Source organism: Alloactinosynnema sp. L-07 (assembly GCF_900070365.1).
Classification (GTDB): domain Bacteria; phylum Actinomycetota; class Actinomycetes; order Mycobacteriales; family Pseudonocardiaceae; genus Actinokineospora.
On record NZ_LN850107.1, the window covers coordinates 4766073 to 4788338 of the forward strand.

25 protein-coding genes and 2 pseudogenes are annotated in these 22266 nt (G+C 69.0%); 8 read left to right on the top strand and 19 right to left on the bottom strand.

Annotated elements, in window-relative coordinates; genetic code table 11:
- Positions 1–2: 2 nt before the first annotated feature.
- Complete coding sequence (locus BN1701_RS21230) at positions 3–1031, bottom strand: LLM class F420-dependent oxidoreductase (protein WP_054051520.1); 1029 nt, start codon at positions 1029–1031, stop codon at positions 3–5.
- Positions 1032–1075: 44 nt separating this feature from the next.
- On the opposite strand from BN1701_RS21230, the gene BN1701_RS21235 reads away from it, so the two are divergent.
- Genes BN1701_RS21235 through BN1701_RS21245 form a run of 3 tightly spaced genes read left to right on the top strand, consistent with a single transcriptional unit; the run spans position 1076 to position 4169 of the window.
- A complete protein-coding gene (locus BN1701_RS21235; RefSeq protein WP_054051522.1) occupies positions 1076–2023 on the top strand; it encodes a Zn-ribbon domain-containing OB-fold protein in 948 nt (315 codons plus the stop codon).
- Positions 2020–3018, top strand: a complete 999-nt coding sequence (locus tag BN1701_RS21240; protein WP_054051524.1) for a thiolase domain-containing protein — start codon at positions 2020–2022, stop codon at positions 3016–3018. Before BN1701_RS21235 ends, BN1701_RS21240 begins: the two co-directional genes overlap by 4 nt.
- Positions 3015–4169, top strand: a complete 1155-nt coding sequence (locus tag BN1701_RS21245) for a thiolase domain-containing protein (protein WP_054051526.1) — start codon at positions 3015–3017, stop codon at positions 4167–4169. Before BN1701_RS21240 ends, BN1701_RS21245 begins: the two co-directional genes overlap by 4 nt.
- Here BN1701_RS21245 and BN1701_RS21250 read toward each other — a convergent pair.
- Positions 4160–5380, bottom strand: a complete 1221-nt coding sequence (locus BN1701_RS21250) for a cytochrome P450 (RefSeq protein ID WP_231949669.1) — start codon at positions 5378–5380, stop codon at positions 4160–4162. The genes BN1701_RS21245 and BN1701_RS21250 overlap by 10 nt on opposite strands.
- A gap of 146 nt (positions 5381–5526) precedes the next feature.
- On the opposite strand from BN1701_RS21250, the gene BN1701_RS21255 reads away from it, so the two are divergent.
- Entirely contained in the window at positions 5527–6639 is a 1113-nt protein-coding gene (locus tag BN1701_RS21255) for a steroid 3-ketoacyl-CoA thiolase (RefSeq protein ID WP_054051531.1), read from the top strand.
- Between the two features lie 21 nt (positions 6640–6660).
- Here the strand turns inward: BN1701_RS21255 and BN1701_RS21260 are convergent, their stop codons facing one another.
- The 3 genes from BN1701_RS21260 to BN1701_RS35865 are packed head-to-tail and all read right to left on the bottom strand — an operon-like array spanning position 6661 to position 7873.
- Positions 6661–7089, bottom strand: a complete 429-nt coding sequence (locus BN1701_RS21260; protein WP_054051533.1) for an Imm1 family immunity protein — start codon at positions 7087–7089, stop codon at positions 6661–6663.
- On the bottom strand, positions 7089–7442 hold the full coding sequence (locus tag BN1701_RS21265; RefSeq protein ID WP_054051536.1) for a DddA-like double-stranded DNA deaminase toxin: 354 nt from the start codon (positions 7440–7442) through the stop codon (positions 7089–7091). Before BN1701_RS21265 ends, BN1701_RS21260 begins: the two co-directional genes overlap by 1 nt.
- 23 nt (positions 7443–7465) lie before the next feature.
- Complete coding sequence (locus tag BN1701_RS35865) at positions 7466–7873, bottom strand: hypothetical protein (RefSeq protein ID WP_157368142.1); 408 nt, start codon at positions 7871–7873, stop codon at positions 7466–7468.
- A gap of 275 nt (positions 7874–8148) precedes the next feature.
- On the opposite strand from BN1701_RS35865, the gene BN1701_RS35870 reads away from it, so the two are divergent.
- Positions 8149–8511, top strand: coding sequence for a hypothetical protein (locus BN1701_RS35870; protein ID WP_157368143.1), 363 nt, complete (start codon positions 8149–8151; stop codon positions 8509–8511).
- Between the two features lie 300 nt (positions 8512–8811).
- On the opposite strand, the gene BN1701_RS21275 is transcribed toward BN1701_RS35870, so the two are convergent.
- The 6 genes and pseudogenes from BN1701_RS21275 to BN1701_RS36925 all read right to left on the bottom strand — a co-directional run bounded on the left by BN1701_RS21275 (position 8812) and on the right by BN1701_RS36925 (position 14587).
- Positions 8812–9321 carry a hypothetical protein gene (locus BN1701_RS21275; protein WP_157368144.1) on the bottom strand — a complete coding sequence of 170 codons (510 nt, stop codon included), beginning with the start codon at positions 9319–9321 and terminating at the stop codon, positions 8812–8814.
- Between the two features lie 117 nt (positions 9322–9438).
- On the bottom strand, positions 9439–10809 hold the full coding sequence (locus tag BN1701_RS21280; protein ID WP_082859970.1) for a wax ester/triacylglycerol synthase family O-acyltransferase: 1371 nt from the start codon (positions 10807–10809) through the stop codon (positions 9439–9441).
- A 57-nt stretch (positions 10810–10866) separates the two neighbouring features.
- Complete coding sequence (locus BN1701_RS21285) at positions 10867–12015, bottom strand: acetyl-CoA C-acetyltransferase (protein ID WP_054051541.1); 1149 nt, start codon at positions 12013–12015, stop codon at positions 10867–10869.
- Positions 12016–12018: 3 nt separating this feature from the next.
- Positions 12019–12612: a TetR/AcrR family transcriptional regulator gene (locus BN1701_RS21290; RefSeq protein ID WP_054051544.1), complete on the bottom strand. Its 594-nt coding sequence runs from the start codon at positions 12610–12612 to the stop codon at positions 12019–12021.
- Positions 12613–12644: 32 nt separating this feature from the next.
- Positions 12645–12779: pseudogene (locus BN1701_RS35880) on the bottom strand (acyl-CoA dehydrogenase); the annotation flags it as partial.
- A gap of 224 nt (positions 12780–13003) precedes the next feature.
- Complete coding sequence (locus BN1701_RS36925; RefSeq protein WP_067520833.1) at positions 13004–14587, bottom strand: serine/threonine-protein kinase; 1584 nt, start codon at positions 14585–14587, stop codon at positions 13004–13006.
- Positions 14588–14645: 58 nt separating this feature from the next.
- Between BN1701_RS36925 and BN1701_RS34505 the strand changes: the two are divergent.
- A pseudogene (locus BN1701_RS34505) lies at positions 14646–15650 on the top strand (acyl-CoA dehydrogenase family protein); the annotation flags it as partial.
- A gap of 21 nt (positions 15651–15671) precedes the next feature.
- On the opposite strand, the gene hsaB reads toward BN1701_RS34505, so the two are convergent.
- The 7 genes from hsaB to BN1701_RS21330 all read right to left on the bottom strand — a co-directional run bounded on the left by hsaB (position 15672) and on the right by BN1701_RS21330 (position 20636).
- A complete protein-coding gene (gene hsaB / locus BN1701_RS21305; RefSeq protein ID WP_054051547.1) occupies positions 15672–16220 on the bottom strand; it encodes a 3-hydroxy-9,10-secoandrosta-1,3,5(10)-triene-9,17-dione monooxygenase reductase subunit in 549 nt (182 codons plus the stop codon).
- Entirely contained in the window at positions 16217–17116 is a 900-nt protein-coding gene (gene hsaC / locus BN1701_RS21310; protein WP_054051548.1) for an iron-dependent extradiol dioxygenase HsaC, read from the bottom strand. The genes hsaB and hsaC overlap by 4 nt, the downstream gene beginning before the upstream one ends.
- Entirely contained in the window at positions 17116–17958 is an 843-nt protein-coding gene (gene hsaD / locus BN1701_RS21315) for a 4,5:9,10-diseco-3-hydroxy-5,9,17-trioxoandrosta-1(10),2-diene-4-oate hydrolase (protein WP_054051549.1), read from the bottom strand. The genes hsaC and hsaD overlap by 1 nt, the downstream gene beginning before the upstream one ends.
- 2 nt (positions 17959–17960) lie before the next feature.
- A complete protein-coding gene (hsaA, locus tag BN1701_RS21320) occupies positions 17961–19124 on the bottom strand; it encodes a 3-hydroxy-9,10-secoandrosta-1,3,5(10)-triene-9,17-dione monooxygenase oxygenase subunit (RefSeq protein ID WP_054051551.1) in 1164 nt (387 codons plus the stop codon).
- Between the two features lie 96 nt (positions 19125–19220).
- Positions 19221–19421 carry a hypothetical protein gene (locus BN1701_RS21325; RefSeq protein WP_054051553.1) on the bottom strand — a complete coding sequence of 67 codons (201 nt, stop codon included), beginning with the start codon at positions 19419–19421 and terminating at the stop codon, positions 19221–19223.
- A 121-nt stretch (positions 19422–19542) separates the two neighbouring features.
- A complete protein-coding gene (locus BN1701_RS34510; RefSeq protein WP_082859971.1) occupies positions 19543–19761 on the bottom strand; it encodes a DUF397 domain-containing protein in 219 nt (72 codons plus the stop codon).
- An 8-nt stretch (positions 19762–19769) separates the two neighbouring features.
- Positions 19770–20636 (bottom strand): helix-turn-helix transcriptional regulator, encoded by an 867-nt coding sequence (locus BN1701_RS21330; protein WP_054051554.1) that lies wholly within the window; start codon positions 20634–20636, stop codon positions 19770–19772.
- A gap of 188 nt (positions 20637–20824) precedes the next feature.
- On the opposite strand from BN1701_RS21330, the gene BN1701_RS35890 reads away from it, so the two are divergent.
- Both BN1701_RS35890 and BN1701_RS35895 read left to right on the top strand, forming a co-directional pair.
- Positions 20825–20986 carry a hypothetical protein gene (locus tag BN1701_RS35890; RefSeq protein ID WP_157368146.1) on the top strand — a complete coding sequence of 54 codons (162 nt, stop codon included), beginning with the start codon at positions 20825–20827 and terminating at the stop codon, positions 20984–20986.
- A 3-nt stretch (positions 20987–20989) separates the two neighbouring features.
- The gene (locus BN1701_RS35895; RefSeq protein ID WP_157368147.1) at positions 20990–21151 is read left to right on the top strand and encodes a hypothetical protein; all 162 of its coding nucleotides are present in this window, start codon (positions 20990–20992) and stop codon (positions 21149–21151) included.
- A gap of 9 nt (positions 21152–21160) precedes the next feature.
- Here BN1701_RS35895 and dmpG read toward each other — a convergent pair whose 3' ends face one another.
- Positions 21161–22171, bottom strand: coding sequence for a 4-hydroxy-2-oxovalerate aldolase (dmpG, locus tag BN1701_RS21335; protein ID WP_157368148.1), 1011 nt, complete (start codon positions 22169–22171; stop codon positions 21161–21163).
- Positions 22172–22266: the final 95 nt, after the last annotated feature.

Sequence of the window (22266 nt, forward strand, 5' to 3'; positions counted from 1 at the left end):
TTTCACTCCCCGACAAGGGTCGCGAGCGTCTCGATCTCGGCCACCGACCCGGCGCCGACGCTGAGCATCGTCACGCCCGCCCGCTCCCACTGGCCGATCCGCTCCCGCACCCGCGCCGGGCTCCCGACGATCGCGATGTCGTCCACCACCTCGTCCGGGATCGCCGCGGCGGCGTCGTCTCGGCTCCCCTCGCGGAACCGCGCGCCGACCTCGTCGACGACGTCGCCGTAGCCCATCCGGCGAAACAGCGACGCGTGGAAGTTCATCTCCGGCGCCCCCATCCCACCCAGATAGAGCGCCAGAACGGGCTTCATCGCGGCGAACGCGGCACGCGGGTCGTCGGTGACCATGATCTGGGCCCCGGCGACGACCTCGAAGTCATCCCTCGACCGTCGCGCGCCAGGCCGCGCGAAACCCGCATCCAACCAGGCGTTGTACTGCCCGGCCATGCGCAGGGAGAAGTAGACGGCGAGCCATCCATCGGCGATCTCGGCGGCCAAGGCGATGTTCTTGGGTCCTTCGGCGCCGAGCCAGATCGGCAGGTCGGCGCGCAGCGGGTGGGTGATCGGCCGCAGCGGCTTGCCCAGTCCCTCGCTGGTCAGCGGGAGCGGATAGTGCGGCCCGGGGCTGACCACGGGCGCCTCTCGGGCGAGGACCTGGCGGACGATGTCGACGTACTCGCGGGTCCGGGCGAGCGGGCGGGCGAACGGCTGCCCGTACCAACCCTCCACCACCTGTGGTCCCGAGACGCCGAGGCCCAAGACGGCGCGGCCGCCGCTGAGGTGGTCGAGCGTGAGGGCGTGCATCGCGCACGACGTCGGAGTCCGCGCGGAGAGTTGGGCCACCGACGTCCCCAGCCGGATCCGCGATGTCGCCGAGCCCCACCAGGCCAGCGGCGTGAACGCGTCCGACCCCCACGACTCGGCGGCGAACACCGCGTCGAACCCGCACCGCTCCGCCGCCGCCACCAGTTCACCGGCGTTCGCGGGCGGCCGCGCACCCCAGTAGCCGAGCTGCAGTCCGAGCCTCATGGCGCCTCCTTGCCGACAATACTAGAACGTGTTTCACTCAATGGGTGACCGCGCCGCTGAGTACCCCGCTGCGAGTGGGGTTCGACTACACGCGTTCCCTGGGACCCGTTCTAGGCCGCTTCATGACCGAACTCCGCGCGCGGCGCGTGGTCGGGATCCGCGGCTCGGACGGGCGCGTGCACGTGCCGCCGCTCGAGTACGACCCGGTGACCGCCGCGAAGCTGACGGAGTTCGTCGAGGTCGGCACCGAGGGCACCGTGGTGACATGGACCTGGATGAGCGCCCCTCTGGCGGGCCAGCCGTTCGACCGCCCGTTCGGCTGGGCGATGGTCCGGCTCGACGGCGCCGACACCCCGATGCTGCACGCCGTCGACGCGGGTGAGGATGAGCTGGTCACGGGCCTGCGCGTGCGGATCCGCTGGGCCGCTGAACCTGCGGGCGGCATTCGCGACATCGAGTGTTTTGAACCGGTGACCGCACCGGAGAGATCGACACCTCTCGCGCCTCCTGCCGAAGTGACGATGGTGACGACGCCGGTGTCGCTGGACGTCGTCCACTCGGTGTCGCCCGAGGAGAGCCGGTATCTGCGCGGGCTGGCCGAGGGGCGGCTGCTGGGGCAGCGGTGTCCGCGCTGTCGCAAGATCTACATTCCGCCGCGCGGCGCGTGCCCGGTCGACGGGGTTCCGACCGTCGAGGAGGTCGAACTGCCCGACATCGGCACGGTCACCACGTTCTGCGTCGTCAACGTCCCCTTCCAGGGCCAGCGGATCCAGCCGCCCTACGTCGCCGCCTACGTGCTGCTCGACGGCGCCGACATCGCCTTTCTGCACCTGGTCCTTGGCTGCGAGGCGAAGGACGTACGGATGGGCATGCGGGTGCGGGCGGTCTGGAAACCCAAGGCCGAGTGGAGCACGACGCTGGAGAACATCGATCACTTCACCCCTACCGGGGAACCGGACGCCGCCTACGAGACCTACGCGGGGCACCTATGAACGTGGCCGTCGTCGGGTTCGCCCAGGCACCGAACGTGCGGCGGACCCTGGGGACCACCAACGGGGTCGAGATGCTCGTCCCCGTGTTCGCCGAGCTGTTCGCGGCGACCGGACTATCCAAAGAGGACATCGGATTCTGGTGTTCGGGCTCGTCGGACTACCTGGCCGCGCGGGCGTTCTCGTTCATCGCCGCGGTGGACGCGATCGGGGCGGTGCCGCCGATCGTCGAATCCCATGTCGAGATGGACGCCGCGTGGGCGCTCTACGAGGCCTGGCTGAAGATCCGGACCGGCGAGGTCGACACCGCGCTGGTCTACGGCTTCGGCAAGTCCTCGGCGGGCGACCTGCGCCGGACGCTGGCGCTGCAACTGGACCCGTACACCGTCGCGCCGCTCTGGCCGGACTCGGTCACCGTCGCCGCCTTGCAGGCAAGGCTGGGGATCGACGCAGGCCGGTGGTCGGAGCAGGCGATGGCCGAGGTGGTCGGCGGCGACCTGGACGAGTTGCTCGCTCAGCCCTACATCGCCAATCCCTTGCGCCGCCACGACTGCGCCCCGATCACCGACGGCGCGTGCGCGGTGATCCTGGCGTCGGAGGGTCGCGCCCGTGAGGTGTGCGCGCGGCCGGCGTGGATCACCGGGATCGAACACCGGATCGACTCCGGCAGCCTGGGTGCCCGCGATCTGACCACATCACCGTCCACTGTGGCCTCGGCCCGCGCGGCGGGCACAGACGGTGTCGAGCTAGCCGAACTGCACGCGCCGTTCACCCATCAGCAAATCCTGCTGAGCAAAGCGCTCGGACTCGGTGCCGAGGTGACCGTCAACCCGTCCGGTGGGGCGCTGGCGGGAAACCCGATGTTCGCCGCGGGCCTCGCCCGGATCGGGGAGGCCGCCCGCCGGGTGTTCGACGGCTCCCACGGCCGGGTGCTGGCACACGCGACCAGCGGACCGGCGTTGCAGCAGAACCTCGTCTGCGTCATGGAGGGCCGATGAAGCACCCCGCCGCCGTCCTCGGTGTCGGCCAGACCCACCACCGGGCCAAGCGGCTCGACGTGTCCATGGCGGGCCTGTGCCGGGAGGCGATCGACCGCGCGCTGGCCGACGCCGACGTCGACTGGGACGGGATCGACGCGGTGGTCGTCGGCAAGGCCCCTGACCTGTTCGAGGGTGTGATGATGCCGGAGCTGTTCCTCGCCGACGCCCTGGGCGCCACCGGAAAACCGCTGCTCAGGGTGCATACGGCGGGCTCGGTCGGCGGCTCCACGGCCAACGTCGCGGCCAGTCTGATCCATGCCGGGGTGCACCGCCGGGTACTGGCGGTGGCCTTCGAGAAGCAGTCCGAGTCGAACGCCATGTGGGCGCTGTCGATCGCGCCGCCCTTCACGATGCCGGTCGGGGCGGGCGCGGGCGGTTACTTCGCTCCGCACGTCCGCTCATACCTGCGCCGGTCCGGGGCTCCGGACCACGTCGGGGCGATGGTCGCGGTGAAGGACCGGCAGAACGGCGCCCGAAATCAGTACGCCCACCTGCGTCAGCCGGACATCACGCTGGAGTCGGTCCAGGCGTCCACGATGCTCTGGGACCCCATCCGCTACGACGAGACCTGCCCGTCCTCCGACGGCGCGTGCGCGATCGTCCTGGGCGACGAGAGCACCGCACGCGCCGACTCGGCCTGGATCCACGCCACCGCCATGCGCACCGAACCCACCACCTACGCCGGCCGCGACCAGGTCAACCCCCAGGCGGGCCGGGACGCGGCGGCGGCCCTCTGGCGGGACGCGGGAATCGCCGACCCGCTGACCGAGATCGACGCCGCCGAGATCTACGTGCCGTTCTCCTGGTTCGAGCCGATGTGGCTGGAGAACCTGGGCTTCGCCGAGGAGGGCGCGGGTTGGAAGCTCACCGAGGCGGGCGAGACCGGGATGGGCGGACGGCTGCCGGTGAACCCGTCCGGCGGGGTGCTGTCCTCCAACCCGATCGGCGCGTCCGGGATGCTGCGGTTCGCCGAGGCGGCCCGTCAGGTGATGGGCCGGGCGGAGGACCACCAGGTCGACGGCGTCCGCAAAGCACTGGGACACGCCTACGGCGGCGGGTCCCAGTTCTTCGCGATGTGGGTTGTGGGCCGGGAAAGGCCTCAGCGATAGGCGACCTGGAACTCCTTGATGCCGTTGAGCCAGCTCGACCGCAGCCTGCGCGGCTCGGCGACCTTGCGGATGTCGGGCATGTGGTCGGCGATGGCGTTGAACATCAGGTCGATCTCCAGCCGGGCGAGGTTCGCGCCAACGCAGTAGTGGGCTCCCGTGCCGCCGAAACCCAAGTGCGGGTTGGGGTCCCGGGTGATGTCGAACTTCTCCGGCGCGTCGAACACCTCGGCGTCGAAGTTGGCCGAGCTGTAGAACAGGCCGACGCGCTGCCCCTTCTTGATCTCCGCGCCGCCGAGTTCGGTGTCGCGGGTGGCGGTGCGCTGGAAGGAGACCACCGGCGTCGACCACCGGACGATCTCGTCGGCGGTGCCCGCGGGCCGTTCGGCCTTGTAGAGCTCCCACTGCTCGGGGTTCTCCAGGAACGCGTGCATGCCGTGCGTGATCGCGTTACGGGTGGTCTCGTTGCCCGCCACCGCCAGCAGCAGCACGAAGAACCCGAATTCGTCGGACCCCAGGTTGCCGCCGTCGATGTCGGCGTTGACCAGCTTGGTGACGATGTCGTCGGCCGGGCACCGCTTGCGTTCCTCAGCCAGGTTCCACGAGTACCCCAGCAGCTCGACCGACGCCTTCTCCGGCTCGACCGAGTACTCGGGATCGTCATAGGCGATCATCTGGTTCGACCACTCGAAGACGCGGTGGCGGTCTTCCTGGGGGATGCCGAGCAGTTCGGCGATGGCCTGCAGGGGCAGCTCGCACGCGACGTCGGTGACGAAGTCGCCGGTGCCGCCCTCGATCGCCGAGTGCACGATGCGCGCCGCGCGGCAGGCCAGCGCGTCGCGCAGGCTGTTGACGGACTTCGGCGTGAACCCTCGGGAGACGATGCCGCGCAGCTTGGTGTGGTGCGGCGGGTCGATGTTGATCAAGATGTGCCGCTGCAGGTCGATCTTCTCCCGCTCCATGTCCGGGCCGAAACGGATGATCGCGGTGTTCTCCCAGCTGGAGAAGACCTCACTGTTGCGCGAGACCTCCTTGACGTCGGCGTGCCTGCTGACCACCCAGTAGCCGTCGTCGCCGAAGCCCGCGGCGTTGTGCGGCTGGGCGTTCCACCAGACCCCGGCGGTGCGGCGCAGTTCGGCGAACTCCGCGACCGGGATCCGTTCGGCGTAGAGGTCGGGGTCGGTGAAGTCGAAACCGGCGGGGATCTCGGCCACGCTGCCTCCCAAGCTGTAACGGGTTCTAAAACTGATTTCAGCATACGGTGTTAACTTTTGGAAGCGTCGCTGCAAGATCGACTAGCGGACGATCTTGATTAGATTGAGAACGTGTTCTAGTTTGAACCTGACCGAAGGAGTTACGCGTGGGCAATCCGGTGATCGTCGAAGCCGTACGAACCCCCATCGGCAAGCGCGGCGGGGCCCTGTCCCACCTGCACGCCGCCGAGATCCTGGGCGCCGCCCAGCGCGGGCTGGTCGAGCGCGCGGGGATCGATCCGGCGCTGGTCGAGCAGGTGATCGGCGGGTGTGTGACGCAGGCTGGCGAGCAGTCCAACAACGTCACCCGCACGGCTTGGCTGCACGCGGGCCTGCCCTACCCGACCGGCTGCATGACCGTCGACGCCCAGTGCGGCTCGGCCCAGCAGTCGACCCACCTGGTCGCGGGCCTGATCGCCGCGGGCGCCATCGACGTCGGCGTCGCGTGCGGCGTGGAGGCGATGAGCCGCGTCCCCCTGCGCGCGAACGTCGGCGACGCCTCGCCCCGGCCCGCGTCGTGGTCGATCGACCTGCCCAACCAGTTCGTCGCCGCCGAACGGATCGCGACCAATCGGGGCCTGACCCGGTCCGAAGTGGACACTTTCGGCCTGCGGTCGCAGGAATTGGCTTGTCAGGCTTGGGATTCCGGGAGGTTCGCCCGCGAGATCGTGCCGGTCGGATCGTTCGACCGGGACAGCGGCCTGCGGGACACGACCCTCGACGGCCTCGCCGCACTCAAGCCGGTACTGGACGGCGGCGTCCACACAGCCGGAACCTCATCCCAGATCTCCGACGGCGCGTCGGCGGTGCTGGTGATGGACCTCGACCGCGCCCGTGCGCTCGGCCTGCGCCCACGGGCCCGGATCGTCGCGCAGTGCCTCGTGGGCTCGGACCCGTACTTTCACCTCGACGGCCCAGTCCAGGCGACCGCGCGAGTACTGGAGCGCAGCGGGATGAAGATCGGGGACCTGGACTTGTTCGAGGTCAACGAGGCGTTCGCGTCGGTGGTGCTGTCCTGGGCGCGCGTGCACTCGCCGGACCTGGACCTGGTAAACGTCAACGGCGGTGCCATCGCCCTGGGCCACCCCGTCGGCAGCACCGGCACCCGCCTGATCACCACCGCCCTGCACGAACTGGAACGCCGGGACGAGAGCACCGCCCTGGTCACCATGTGCGCGGGCGGTGCCCTCGCCACCGCCACAATCCTGGAACGCCTCTGATCAGCGGGGATTCGCGAGAATCTAGTCCAAGATCGAATCGAACATCGACTCGATGGGAGCAGCTTCCTGCCATTCGACCACCGTCGGCAGGACACGAGTTCGCAGGAACTCAGCGACAACGGAGCAGACCGTCTCAAGCGACACTTCCGCGTACGGCGGCACGGGAGTGTCGTACGTCCCGCCCAAGTAGTAGACCGACCACCGCGGATTGCTTCCCATAGCCGGGACAAGGTGTCGATCAGCGTCAATCCACTGAACCATTCCCACGTCGCCGTTGAGTCCGAAGTCCAGCGTGACGCGCCCTGGGGAACCGGGATCATCAGGACCGGAAGTCAGGCTCCAGGCACACGGGATCTCGACACCCTCGGCCTGCAGTGAACGCAACTGCGCCACCAGATCCGACTCAACGGGTATCCGATCGACATGCAGGTACGCGGCGTCGAGAATCATCAGCCTGCCCTCCCCCGGTAGACGCGAGTGAATGGGCCGCCGTTCGCGTCGGTTCCCATCACGGTCAGTGCGCTTCCTGCCGGGATGAAGTGCGGGAGGAACGAGTCACATCCTCCTGCCGCCCCAGGTTCCGACCCGCAGGACGCATGGTTGATGATCACACGACACTCGTCCGCGCCGTTCTGAATCATGATCATCACCGCCTTCATCTCCACGTGATTCGCCAGCCGCATCTCGGCGAACGAGAAGCCCAGCAGTTTCACTCGTTGCACCGCGTCCCGGGTCCACGGATCCTGGGTCGTTGCTGTCAGCGTGCCATAGGATCGCCCGGCGATCTCGACATGGCCGGTCATCGGCGCGTTCCGCCTGCGTGCTCTCACGCGGGGTGGCAGGTCGTCGGAATAGGGCAGAGCCCCTTCGGGGTAGCGGTCGCCGTGCCGATTCGCCACGCCGAGCGGTTCGGTCTCTGGCTTGACTGAGGCTCGGGCGGCCGCGACAGTGACCGGAGCGCCGGCACAGGCACCGCGCCGATGTCCGCGAGATAGGACCGGATGCCAACCTCAGCCCTCTGAACGGTCTGCTCGGAGCGGATCAGATCCCGCTCCGCCCGATCAATGTTCGCAGCTACGTCGCTGGCATGCGGATCACGGGTTCCCACCATCGTCGAGCTTGCGGCCTGCGCCGCTTCGTCGAGGAAAGCTGCTGCCGACCTCATGGACTCGCGCGCCTCGAAGAGTCGTGCAAGTACCGCGTGGAGCGCCGTGGATACCTGTTCTACGGACACAGTGTCAAGGTACGGAGCCGCACCGACACCTCGCCGCATACTCCAAGCACCCGCGCGATCGCCAGCCTGTTACAGGGCCTCCTGTGGTGTCAACTACCCGGACTACGTGCGGGGGTGCGATGAGTCCCTTCGTGCGCGTGGCAGTCCTGATCGAAGGGACCGAGTTCAACACGCCGCGGGCGGCGCCCTCGCCACCGCGACAATCCTGGAACGCCTCTAGTCACAGGAACTCAGCAACAACCGCGTGGACCGCAGTGGGTACAGTGAGTCCCCTCGTGCGCGCGGCAAGCCTGACCGAAGCAGGTGCCAGTTCTGTGGTGCGTCTATTTGAGCAACTCCCCTCCCACCGACAGCTTCCCCGGACGCTGTCGAAGGCGAGCAAAACCTGCGGGCACCGCTACCCAGGGCGATGCGTTGGCCTGTGCGAGTACAAACTCGCCATCAAGGTGGTCACCTTCGGCATGGTGGCGCCGCTGGTCGCGCTCGCTGTGTTTGTCTACAACTCGGGAGCAGAGGGCAAGGCGCGGGTCCATGAAGGACTGCCGCCGACCGGGATCCTGATCGCCATCATGCTCATGTGCGTGAAGTACTGGCCGAACCCCGACGACGCCTACCATCCCGAAGCGTCGGACAGCTAGACCCCGGCGGCGGGGTCTTGGCCAAGAGATCAGCGACCACCGGTCCCAGTTCGGCGGGCTCCCAGCGGGCGCCCCTGTCGACCGCCGGGCCGTGCCGCCAGCCGTCGGCGAGGGAGAGTTTGCCGCCCTCTACCTCGAATACGGCGACATGTGGTGATGGGCGCCAACCAGATCGATGCGTTCGGCAACCAGAACATCTCGTGTATCGGCCCGCACAACCCACCCGCCAACTGCTCGGCGCGAGCTGGTCGTCGATGCCGTCGGGGAGACCCGGCAGGCCACGGACTCGCAGGACAGCGCCTATGCCTTCGGTAATTCCGCGAGCACGTCCTTGGCGAAGGCGCCCATGGCATCGAACAGCGCGTTGATCTCGTCAGGGGTGTACTCGGTCGGCTTGTCGGTGATCAGCCTGAGCTTGAGGAAGGCGTTGCTGTCCTGGACCTGCATCTGCAGGATCGGCGATGTCGGCCCGCCCAGCTTGTGTTCCAGCGCGTACGCCTGAGTGCCGATGCCGGGCCGCTCCGTCATCTTGCCTTCCTCCTTGTCGACGTCGTCGCGGTGGTGGTCGTACTGCGAGCGGGCGGTCTCGACCTTGGTCCAGAAGCTGATGTGGGTGGAGATCAGCCCGCCGTCGAGCTGCTGGGCGCAGCGCACACCGCTGACCGTCGCCGGGTCGGAGCCGGTCTTGGTGATCTCCGGCTTGCCGTTCGGCTCGCCCTGCAAGTCCTTGAGCGCGGCGTAGCTGATGGTGTCGCACAGCATCGGGCGGTCGTCCGGGACGCGGTAGATCCCCGGGCCCGCCGTCTCCACGATCGGTGTGGAAGGAATGGGAGTCGCCGTGACGGTGGACGAGCACGACGCGACAAGGAACAGGACGGACCAAGCCCATGATCTCCACATGGAGATCATGCTAGGGCCGGGCACCGACTATCCGAGCTGTTTCTCCATGGCCGCCAAGGTGGTCTCCAGGTGCGTGAGCAGGCGCTGGAGGTGCGGCACGGAGCGGCGGCAGCCGGTGAGGCCGAATTCGAGGCTGCCGTTGTAGCTGGTCACCGTGATGTTGAGCGCCTGACCCTCGTAAGGAATCGACACCGGGTACACGCCCTGCATCTTCGCGCCGTTCCAGTACAGCGCGTTCTTCGGGCCGGGGACATTGGAGATCAGCAGGTTGAAGGCGGGCGGGGTGATCTTCTGCGCGCCCGGCAGCAGGGCCACCGCGAGCGGGGCGAACGGGATGGCGCTGAGCGCGGTGATCTGCAGCTGACTCATGCCGCTGTAGAACTCCTTGCCGCGGCGCATCGACTCGGTGATCGCGGCCAGGCGGTCGACCGGGTCGTCGACGTCGGTGGCCAGCGTCGTCAGGATCAGGCCGATCGCGTTGCCGCCCGCCGAGTCGCCGTCGGCGCGCAGCGAGATCGGGACGGCGGCGACCAGCGGCTTGTCCGGCAGCTGACCCAGTTCGATCATGTACTCGCGCAGCGCGCCCGCGCACATGGCCAGCATGACGTCGTTGACGGTCGCGCCCGCGGCGACACCGACGGCGCGGACGCGCTCCATCGGCCAGCCCTGGGCGGCGAACCGGCGCGCACCGGTGATCGGCACGTTGAACATCGACTTCGGCGCCTCGAACGGCAGCGTGGCCGACTGCTCCTGGAAGACCTGGTTCACATACCGGACCACCGCGGGCGCCAGCCCGATGACGTCGCGCACCGCGTTGACCGCGTTCGCGATCCCGGCCAGCGGCGGGCCGTCCCTGCGCGGTGCCTCGGCGGCGTCGGTGCGCATCCGCGGCGACCACGGTGGGCGCATGTCGCGCTCGGCCGGGTCCTCCGACAGCGACTTCTGCAGCAGCCGCAGCGCGGACACGCCGTCGACCAGCGCGTGGTGGACCTTGGTATAGACGGCGAACCGGTTGTCGGCGAGGCCCTCGATCAGGTGCGCCTCCCACAGCGGGCGGTGCCGGTCGAGCAGCGAGCCGTGCAGCCGGGACACCAGTTCCAGCAGCTCACGCACGCGCCCCGGGGTCGGCAGCGCGGAGAGCCGGACGTGGTATTCGAGGTCGATGTCGTCGTCGGCGGCCCAGCGCAGCGGGCCGACGCTGCCGACCGGGCCGCGCGGCCTGCGCCGGAACAGCGATCGGATGTCGACCTCTTCGAGCAGCCGCTTGTGCAGGTCGCTCACGAAGTCGGGGCCCGCGCCCTCAGGCCGCTCGAACAGCTGCAGGCCGCCGACGTGCAATGGGTGTTCGCGCGACTCGCCGAGCAGGAACATCGAGTCGGTGACGGGCATGAGCGCCATGTGCGGTCCTCCAGCTTCCGAACGTTCAACGCTGCCACTGCGCGCGGGTTACCGCAATCAGCCGAGCCGTTCGACGATCGTCACGTTAGCTTGGCCACCGCCCTCGCACATGGTTTGCAGTCCGAACCGCCCGCCGGTGCGCTCCAGCTCGTGCAGCAGCGTGGTGAACAGCTTGGTCCCGGTCGCGCCGATCGGGTGGCCGAGGGCGATGCCGCCGCCGTTGACGTTGAGCTTGGCCGGGTCGGCGCCCAGGTCGCGTAGCCAGGCCAGCGGCACGCTCGCGAAGGCCTCATTGACCTCGAACAAGTCGATCTGGTCCAGCGACATCCCGGCCCGGTCCAGCGCGAATCGGGTCGCGCGGATCGGCGCGGTCAGCATGAACACGGGGTCGTCGCCGCGCGCCGAGAGATGGTGGATGCGGGCACGCGGCGTCAGGCCATGGATCTCGACGGCGCGTTCGGAGGCGATCAGCACCGCGCTCGCCGCGTCGGAGATCTGGCTGGCCATGGCGGCGGTGGTGATCCCGCCCTCGCGCAGCGGCTTGAGCCCGGCCATCTTCGCCAGGGACGTGTCGCGGCGCGGGCCCTCATCGACGCCGAACTCGCCGACCGGGACTATCTCGCGGTCGAACCGGCCCGCGTCGATGGCAGCGGCCGCGCGCTGGTGGCTGGTCAGCGCGAATTCCTCCAGGTCGTCGCGGCTGATCGCCCACTTCTCGGCGATCAGGTCGGCCGCGCGGAACTGGTCGACCTCCTCGGCGCCGTAGCGGGCGTCCCACCCGGAGGAACCGGACATGGGGGTCGGGAAGCCGAACTGCTGTCCGACGGTCATCGCCGAGCCGATGGGGATCTGGCTCATGCTCTGCACCCCGCCTGCGACCACGAGGTCGGCGGTGCCGCTGAGCACGGCCTGCGCGGCGAAGTGCAGCGCCTGCTGGCTCGACCCGCACTGCCGGTCGACGGTCACCCCCGGCACCTCGTCGGGCAGCCCGGCGGCCAGCCACGACAGCCGCGCGATGTCGCCTGCCTGCGGGCCGATCGTGTCGACACACCCGAAGATCACGTCGTCCACCGCGGCGGGGTCGACGTCGACCCGGCCGAGCAGCGCCCGCAGCACGTGCGCGCCCAGGTCCATCGGGTGCACGGTGCTGAGCGCGCCGCCGCGGCGAGCGGTCGGGGTGCGCAGGGCATCGATCACGTAGGCCATGGGCTACTCCTTAGGGCTGGTGGCGATCCCGTCGAGCAGGATGCCGAGGTACTGGCGGGCGATGTCCTGGTAGGTCAGCGCGCCGCCCGGGGTGTACCAGCGGACGGCGACCCAGACGGTGTCGCGCAGGAAGCGGTAGGCGACCTCGACGTCGAGGTCCGAGCGAAACACGCTGTTACGGACGCCGTCGCTGAGGATGGTCGACCACATCTTGTGGAACTGGACATTGCGCTCCTCGATGTAGCCGAAGCGCTCGAACTGGGCCAGATACGACGCTTCGTTCTGGTAGATCGCGACGTCGGAGTGCCTGCGGTCGATCGCATCGAAGGACGCCACGACCACGGCCTCCAGGGTCTCGCGCGGCCCGGCGCCGAGGGCCACGATCTCCTCGTAGCGACCGAAGAGCGCGTCGAGGAAGCCGGTCAGGATCTCGTCCACCATGGACTCCTTGGAGTCGAAGTGGTGGTAGAGGCTGCCGGACAGGATGCCCGCGCGGTCGGCGATGTCGCGGACCGTGGTGGCCCGGAAGCCGCGTTCGGCGAACATCTCGGCGGCCAGGGCCAGCAGTTCCGCGCGCCTGCCGCTGGTCTCTCGCATGTCGGTCCTCTCAGGGATGCTGGCTGCTAGGTGAGGTGCCGGTCCCAGGCCAGCCGTTCGTCGAACGCCTCGTGCTCGCGACCGGGGCCGCCGAGTCCGCGCAGATGCTTGAACTCGCCCGCCAGGTTGTCGGCCAACCACTGGCGGGCAGCCATTCGGAAGTCCATGAGCACCTCCACTCTTGCCTACGTCGGCCAGAGTAGCCTACCAAGCACTTGCTTTGGAGGAGGTCGCGTGTCGGCCTCACACGCGCCGAAGCGGGCCGCGGCGCTCCGCAGGGCTGCCGGGGTGGTGGCTGGCATCACTGGGTGGTCGCCGCGCTCGGAGCGCAGTACGCGGGCGGGGCGTTGGTGCTGGTCGAGCGGATGCGGTCGGAGTGCTCAGCCCGCGATCACTTTGAGTCGGAGTCGATGAAGTACTGGCCGCCCACCAGGATGACCTTCACGGTGCGCTTGCGGACGTCGTCCCCGGAGGACGCCTTGCCGGTGACCTCGACGCTGACCATCACCGATCCGTCGGGGTTCTCGCCGGTCACCCGCGCCTGCCGGGAGCTGACGTACTGGAACTTGGCCCAGTAGGCGTCGAAGGCGGCGCGGTCGGCGAAGGCGGCCTTGCCGTTGGGGCCGAGCATCTCCCAGCGCGCGTCGGGCGTCGCGTCGCCGAAGTAGTCGATGACCTTCTGCCCGGCGGCGGAGTAGTTGGTGACCTTCTCCGCCTGGGCGACCGTCGTCGACACCGTGGTCGGCGGGGTGGTCGACGACTGCGTGGCTACGGTCCCGGCCCCACCCTTGTCGGAATTGACCACGATGAACGTGACCACGCCGCCGAGGACCAAGACGGCGGCGAGGATCCAGACCAGCACCGGCACCCCGCGGCGCGGCGGCGGCGCCGGGCGATCGGTCGGCACCCGCCGGACGGGCGCGGTGGCCTCGACGGGAACGAAGGAACCCCGCGGGTCAGGTCGCGGTCCGGTCCGGACGCCGACCGGGCGCTGGGGCGTTCGCGGGTCCAGCGAGCGCACACCGACCGCGGTACGGGCGTGCAGATCGGACATGCGCAGCTCGGGCAGCCGGGAGTCGCGCAGGTCGACGGTGTCCGGGTCGGCCATGGGCAGCGGCGCGGTCGGCGCGGCCAGCGTGGTGGCGGCCTCGGCCATGGTGGGCCGGTGCGCGGGCTCGGACCGCAAGAGCGACATCAGGGTCGGCGTCAGCGATCCGCCGTTGCGCGGCGGGTCGACGTGGCCTTTGGCCACGGCGTGCAGCAGGGCCAGCGGATTCGGGTTCAGGCCGAACGGCGGCGAGCCCTCGATGGCGTGATAGAGCGTGGCGCCCAAGGAGAACACGTCCGAGGCGTGGCTGGGGTCCTTGCCGCGGGCGATCTCCGGTGCCAGGTAGGCCGGGGTGCCCGCGAGCATCCCGGTCTCGGTGATCGTGGCGTCGCCGAGCGCGCGGGAGATGCCGAAGTCGGTGATCTTCACCGTGCCCTCGTCGGCGAGCAGGATGTTGCCGGGCTTGACGTCGCGGTGCACGATCCCGGCCGCGTGCGCGGCGGCGAGGGCGGCGGCGACCTGGGAGCCGATGGCGGCGACCTGGTCCGGCGGCAGCGTGCCGCGCTCGGCCAGCACCGCCGACAGGCTCTTCGAGGCCAAGAACTCCATGATCAGGAAGGGGTCGCCGTCCTGCTCGGCGACGTCGAGCATGGCGATGGCGTTGCGGTGCTGCAGCCGCGCGGCGATGCGTGCCTCGCGCATCGCGCGCCTGCGCGCCTCGTCGGTCTGCGCCTCACTCAGGCCGGTGCGGACGTGCAGGTGCTTGACCGCGATGATCCGCCCGAGGCGCTCATCCTTGGCCCGCCAGACGACGCCCATGGCGCCGCTGCCGATGGTCTCCAGCAGGCGGTAGCGATCCGCGACGAGCTGACCCTCTTCGATGACCCGGCACTCCTCGAATGTGGCGTTCCCGTGAACACACGACACTATCGAACGAGCCCACACGAACCGCAGCGGTCCAGCTAGTCAACCAAGCGATTGTTTGGTGACTAGCTGGGTGACCGATGAGCGGACCGCGCTGCGCGAAACCGTCCGACTGCTGCTGTCGCGAGTGTCCGACAGTGCCGCGGTCCGAGCCGCGATGGTCTCGGCCCGCGGGTACGACGAGAGCCTGTGGCGCAGGCTGTGCGACGAGATCGGGGTGGCCGGGCTGAGCGTGCCGGAGCGCTTCGGTGGAGTCGGCGCGAGCGTCGCGGAAACCGCCGTCGTACTGGGCGAACTCGGCCGCACGCTGACCCCGGCGCCGCTGCTGGGCTCGACCGTGGCCGCGCACGCGGTGCTGGCGACCGGGGACGAGGACGCCGCGGCCCGGCTGCTGCCCGCGATCGCCGAGTGCAGGGTCGCCGCGCTGGCGTGGACCGGGGCGGACGGCGCGTGGGATCCGGCGCGGCCTTCGTGCGTGGCGAAACGTCACAACGTGACCGGAACGGCACATTACGTACTCGATGGTGACATCGCCGACACCGTGCTCGTCGCGGCGAGAACCGACGACGGTACCGGCCTGTTCGAGGTGACCCCGACCGCCGCAACCCCGACCCCGACCCTGGACCCGACCCGCAGGTTCGCGACCGTCACCGTCGACGGCCCCGGCAGGCGGATCGGCGCGGACGCCACGGCGGCGCTCCAGCGGACCAAGGACGTGGCGTGCCTGCTCCTGGCCGCGGAACAGGCGGGAGCGGCGGCGCGGTGTCTGGAGCTGACCGTCGCCTACAGCATGAAGCGGGTCCAGTTCGGCAGGCCGATCGGCTCGTTCCAAGCCCTGAAACACCGCGTGGCCGACCTGCACGTGCTCGTCGAGACCGCCGCCGCGATCGCCGAGGCGGCGGCCGAGTCGCCGGAGCTGGCGGCGGTCGCGCGGGTGCACTGCACGGAGGCGTTCCAGGCCGCCGCGGCGGAGATGATCCAGCTGCACGGCGGGATCGCGATCACCTGGGAACACGACGCGCACCTGTTCTTCAAGCGGGCACACGGCGGGGCGCACCTGTTCGGGTCGGTGCAGTCCCCTTTTGGCTCACATCCAGTCGTCGTCCCGCGACCAGGTGATCAGCGTCTCCAGCACGCCCGGCGTGGTCTCCGGGGCCTCGGTGACCGAGTAGCGGCCGCGGTAGAACAGCAGGGGCCGCTCGTCGCACGGTTCGCTGAGCGTCGTCACGCGGCCGACCACGACGTAGTGGTCGCCCGCGTCGTGCACGGCCTCGATGGCGCAGTCCACCCACACCAGCACGTCATCGAACACGGGCGACCCCGAAGGCGCGGGCCGCCATGGCACGCAGGCGAACTTGTCGGCGCCCGCGGTGCCGAACACCGTGCTCAGGTCGCGCTGGGCGTGGGTGAGCACGTTGACGCAGAAGCGGCCCGCCCGCTCGATCGCGGGCCACGCGCGGGACTGTTTGCCGGGACAGAACAGCACCAGCGGCGGGTCCAGCGACAGCGCGGCGAAGGACTGGCAGGCGAACCCGACCGGCTCGCCGCCGTCGACCGCCGTCACCACGGTCACGCCCGTGCAGAAGTGGCCGAGCGCGGTGCGGAACGTCCTGGGGTCGACCATGGCGGCGGTCATCGCATGCCGACGCCGAAGTCGTGGCCCCACAGGCTGACCGCGGTGCTCTCCCTGGCGATCCAGTCGGCGTCGTCGACCTGCCTGCCCTCACAGCCGAACTCGACGTCGAAGCCACCGGGGGTCTTCATGTAGAAGGACAGCATCAGGTCGTTGACGTGCCTGCCCAGCGTCGCCGACATCGGCACCTTGCGGCGCTGCGCGCGGTCGAGGCACAGGCCGACGTCGTCAGAGTTCTCCACCTCGACCATCAGGTGCACGATGCCGCTGGGCGTGGGCATGGGCAGGAACGCGAGGCTGTGGTGGCGCGGGTTGCAGCCGAAGAACCGCAGCCACGCGGGCGGCCCGTCGGCGGGCCTGCCGACGAGCTGCGGCGGCAGGCGCATCGAGTCGCGCAGCCGGAAACCGAGGACGTCGCGGTAGAATGTCAAAGCGGCCTCATCGTCCTTTGTGGATAGAACGACGTGCCCGAGACCCTGTTCCCCGGTGACGAAACGGTGCCCGTAGGGACTGACCACCCGGCGATGCTCCAGCGCGGCGCCGTGGAAGACCTCCAGGGTGTTGCCGGAGGGGTCGTCGAAGCGGATCAGCTCGGCGACCCGCCGGTCGGCGAGGTCCTCGGCGGTCGCTTCCTTGAAGGCGACGCCCGCCGCGGCCAGGTTCGTCCGCACTTCGTCCAGTTCAGCCGCGTTGGCCGACTCCCAGCCCGAGGCGGCGAGCCGGTCGGACTCGCCCGGAACGATCACCAGCCGGGCGGGGAAGTCGTCCATCCGCAGGTAGAGCGCGTCCGGCACGACGCCTTTGCCCTCGACCATGCCCAGCACCTTGAGCCCGTACTCGCGCCACGCGGGCATGTCCGTGGCCTCGACGCGCAGATACGCCAGGGATCGGATGCCCATCAGCTGCCTCCGTCGGTCAGGAAGTCGAGCACGAGCCGGTTGAACTCGGCGAACTTCTCCAGCTGCGCCCAGTGTCCACAGCGGCCGAAGACGTGCAGCTGCGCGCGCGGAATGAGTTTCAGGGCGACGAGTGCGCCGTCGAGCGGGTTGACCCGGTCCTCGCGGCCCCACACCAGCAGGACGCGCTGCCGCAGGCGGTGCGCCTCGCGCCAGAGCATGCCCTCCTCGAAGGTGTCCGGCCGCATGAACGACGCGCCCATCGACGCCATGGCCTTGAGCGCCGCCGGGTCGGCCGCCGCGGCGAACCGCTCCTCGACCAACTCGTCAGTGACGAGGGACCGGTCATAGACGAGCGTGCGCAGGAAATCGGCCAGGTTCTCCCTGGTCGGCGCGGACCCGAACCGCGCCAGCCGCTGAACACCCTCAGTCGGGTCGGGCGCGAAGACGTTAAGACCGAGGCCGCCGGGCGCCATCAGCACGAGCCTGCCCGCGCGGTCGGGATGGCGCAGGGCGAACCGGACAGCGGTGCCGCCGCCGAGCGAATTGCCGACCAGGTCAGCCTTCTCGACACCCAGTTCGTCCAGTGTGGACAGAAGCGCGTCGGCGCTGAAGGTGAAGTACTGGCCTTGGACCTCGGGTTTGTCGGACTTCCCGTAGCCGGGCTGGTCGACCACGATCGTGCGGAACCGCTCGGCGAACACGGGGAGGTTGGCGCCGAAGTTGCTCGACCCCGACGCGCCGGGTCCGCCGCCGTGCAGCAGCACCAACGGTTTCCCGTCGCCCGCCTCCTGGTAGTGGACCTTGAAGCCGCCGGTGTCGACGAAGCCGCCACGGATCTCCATCGTCACACCCACGCGTCCCGCACCGGCAGGCCGAGTTCGGACTGCCCGAACATGGCCAGCGCCTTCTCCGGGTCGTTGATGGCGTGCACCCGCCCCGCGTGCGCGTCGCGCCAGAAGCGCTGGATCGGCGTGCCCGCCTTCAGCGCGCGCCCGCCCGCGCTCTCGAACAGCCGGTCCACCGCGGCGATGGCCGCCCCGGTCGCGTTGACCTGGTCGCGGCGCACGCGCATGCGCAGCGGCATCGGGATCTTCTCGCCCGCCGTCACGTACGCCAGTTCCTCGTCGATGTCGCGCTCGATCGCCATGATCGCCCCGTCGATCTTCCCCGACGCGTCGGCGATCCGCAGCTGGGTGAACGAGTCGTCAACGGCCTTGCCGCCGGTCGACGCGCGCACGCGTTCCCGCGTGTAGCCGATATAGGCCTCGTATGCGCCCATGGCCATGCCGATCACCGGAACCGAGATGGAACACGAGAACACCGACGCGAACGGCAGCTTGTAGATCGGCGCGGTGTTGACCTCCTGGCCAGGGCAGACGCACTTGCCGGTGGCCATGAAGCTCAGCGTGCGGTGCTCGGGCACGAAGACGTCGTCGACGATGATGTCGTTGCTGCCGGTGCCGCGCAGGCCGATGGTGTCCCAGACGTCCTCGATGACGTAGGCGGCGCGCGGGAGCAGGAAGGTGCGGAAGTCCACCGGGGTGCCGTCGTCACCGAGGATCAGGCCGCCGAGGAACACCCACTCCGCGTGGTCGCAGCCGGATGAGAAGCTCCAGCGCCCACTGAACCGGAACCCGCCGTCGACGGGCTTGGCGCGGCCCATCGGAGCGTAGGAGGACGACACGAGCGTGTCGGTGTCCTCACCCCACACCTCCTGCTGCGCCTTGTCGTCGAACAGGGCGAGCTGCCAGGGATGCACCCCGAGCACCGAGGCGACCCACCCGGTCGACCCACACGCGCCCGCGACCATCCGCACCGCCCGATAGAACACGTTCGGCGACGCCTCGAACCCGCCGTAGCGGGCGGGCTGGAGCAGCTTGAAGAAGCCCGCCTCCCGCAGCGCCTTGACCGACTCCACCGGAATCCGGCGCGCGTCCTCGGTCTCCTGGGCCCGCTCGCGCAGGCCGGGCAGAAGTTCCTCCACCGCGGCAAGGACGTCGTCACTCATCGACCGCACCCCAAACTGAAACGTGTTCCTGATGGCCAGGGCCAGACTAGAACACGTTCTCGTTTCTGTCGACGGATGCGGCCGATCAGCAGGCGATCAAACCGGCGAGCCGCCACCCCGGGCACGGTCCCAGCGGCCGTCCTTCACACAGGACAGCAGCAGCGGCCAGGCGCCCGGGGCGCCGACCCGCAACAGGCGCCCGCCCCGCGATCGAATGCGCAGGGTTCGCCCGTCGGACGACACCTCCACGCATGAGCCGCTCGTGCAGAAGTTGCTCTTGCGATAGACGTCAGCCACGATCGCCTCCTAGCCCCGACAACAGGAGAGAGCCGGGATCCAATTCGGCGCACCGATGGCGATTCGACCCTCGACACCAGGTTAGCGGTCGATAACTCGCTATGGCGATCGTCCAACCGAGCTAGCGCGAAGTTTGGATACCGGTCTCCGGGTAGTCGAACTCGCCCGATTTCACACCCTGAGTGAATGCGACCCACTCATCCGGGCTGAATACGTGTGGCGGGAGCGACACATGCTTCGAGTCACGAAGGGCTACTTGCCCATCGGACAGCACCGCCACCTGGACACAGCTTCCGCTGGCGCAGTAGGAACTCTGACGGTACCCGGTATTGATCTTCAACGCGGCTCCTACTGATCCCGGTACTCACTCATAATCTTTTTGATCATGGTGACAGATTCGGACTCCGACAGGGACTTACTTGTCAAAGTATCGAAAATCCTTGTGTATCTTGCGACGTCAGCGTCCTGTTCGAGCCACCGGTCACCACCACTGAGTTCCAGATTGACCGCGTTGCGATCGAAATCGGATTCGAAGGTGAACACCACGAACGTACACTGAATCCCCAGGTCCGCGCCCGCCGAGAACGGATAAATCCGCAGCGATCGGTCATGCTCGGAATCAACCTCGATCAAACGTTCCAACTGGGCGGCCATCACCTTGGGTGAGCCCACAGCCCGACGCAGGACCGCCTCTTCGAGGATCACGTCGATCCGCGGCTGCTCGTCCCGGGCCGACATCTGCGCCTTGCGTTCCTCCCGCAGCCGAACACGCCCGTCGATCGAGTCGTCGTCGGCACGGGGAAAGCAGTCACGGAACATCGCTTCGGCGTACTGCGGGGTCTGGAACAGGCTGTAGACATAGGAGCCGCCGAAAACCCGCATGCGCGACGATTCGGACTCCAGCGAGATGTAGGCGCCGAGGTTGGTCGACATGACATCGGAGAGGTCCTGCCACCACGCCTGGCGTTTGCCGTCGCCCGCCCAGCGCAGCAGCCTCTCCACCGCTCTCTGGTCATCCACGCCGTAAAGACTGAGCAGGTCGCGAACGTCGCGGCTCTTGGGAATGCCCTGCCCGGTCTCCAGCCTGCTGATCTTCGACGTACTGCACTCCAGGCGCTCGGCGGCGTCCTCCAGGTGCAGGCCCGCGCTCTCCCGGAGTCGGCGAAGCTCCGCGCCAAGTCGTCGGCGTGGGATCAAAGGTCCCTGCGCGGGCACGTCACCTCCCTGGGGGCATAGGCCGAGCTGATACCGCCGACCGGGTGGTCCGAACGCAGTCCCATCATGCACTTGCATGAAGCGCTTGCTTCCTGGGCGATCATCGCGCAATCTAGAGATTGACGTTGCGTCCGTCAAGTCCAAACGCCGGATCTCGGGGGTCCGACGACGACTGAGGGGAGGCCGCAATGGTGCGACGAGCGTTGTTCAGCGCATTCTCGGTGGCGATCGCGCTGGCGACGATTCACCTGTCCGGGTGCGCCCAGTCCGAACCCGCGGAACGGTCGTTCACCACGATCGCCAAGACGGCGACCGATTCCGAAGCCCTCCCGCGCAACCCAAGGAGCTAGGCCATGTACGTGTCGATGAAGCTTGCCTCGTTCATGCGGGTGATGGCCAGCACGGCCGCGGTCACCGCCTTGACCACGGCCATGCTGATCTCGGGCCCACCTCCGAGCGGTCAGAACCACGACCCGACGCCGACTGTCAGCGTCCCCATCGACGGGCTCGACTGACCGCTGGGATCACGCGTCCGCCTCACGCCGGAGTTCCAGGGCGATGTCGATGAGCTGGTCTTCTTGTCCGCCAACGAGTTTGCGTTCCCCCGCGCGCACCAGGATCTGCGCGCCGGAAACGCCGTAGCGTTCGGCTTGGCGGTAGGCGTGGCGCAGGAAGCTGGAGTACACGCCCGCGTAGCCCATGACCAGCGCGAGCCGGTCGAGGGTGCATTCCTGGGGCAGCACCGGCCGCACGACGTCCTCGGCGGCGTCGACGATGGCGAAGAAGTCGATGCCGGTGGTGATGCCCAGCTTGTCGCACACCCCGACGAACGCCTCGACCGGCGTGTTCCCCGCACCCGCGCCGAACCGGCGGGTGCTGCCGTCGATCTGCACCGCCCCGGCCCGAACCGCCGCGATCGAGTTGGCGACCCCGAGGCCCAGGTTCTCGTGGCCATGGAACCCGACTTGCGCGTCGTCCCCGAGCTCGGCGACGAGCGCGGCGACCCGATCGGAGACCTGTTCGAGCACCAGGGCGCCCGCGGAGTCGACGACGTACACGCACTGGCAGCCCGCGTCGGCCATGATCCGGGCCTGTTTCGCGAGGACCTCCGGCGGCTGCGAGTGGGCCATCATGAGGAACCCCACCGTCTCCAGACCGCGTTCGCGCGCCAACCCGAAGTGCTGCACCGAGATGTCTGCCTCCGTGCAGTGGGTGGCGATCCGGCAGATCGACGCGCCATTGTCCTGTGCGGTGCGAATGTCATCCTTGACGCCGACCCCGGGCAACATCAGAAAGGCGATCTTGGCCTGCCGCGCCGTCGCGACGGCGACCTTGATCAGCTCCTGCTCGGGGGTGGTGGAGAAGCCGTAGTTGAAGGACGACCCGCCAAGCCCGTCGCCATGGGAGACCTCGATGACCGGCACCCCGGCCCCGTCGATGGCGGCCACCATCGCCCGGGCCTCCTCGGCGACGAACCGGTGCCGCTTGTGGTGCGACCCGTCCCGCAGTGAGGTATCGGTGACCCGAATATCCACTCCACCCGCAGAAGCGCGGCCCCCACCCGTCCCGGGGGGACGGCCCTTGTCCAGTCTATCGGGGGTGGCCGGGGTGGGGGTGGATTCGTGCGGAC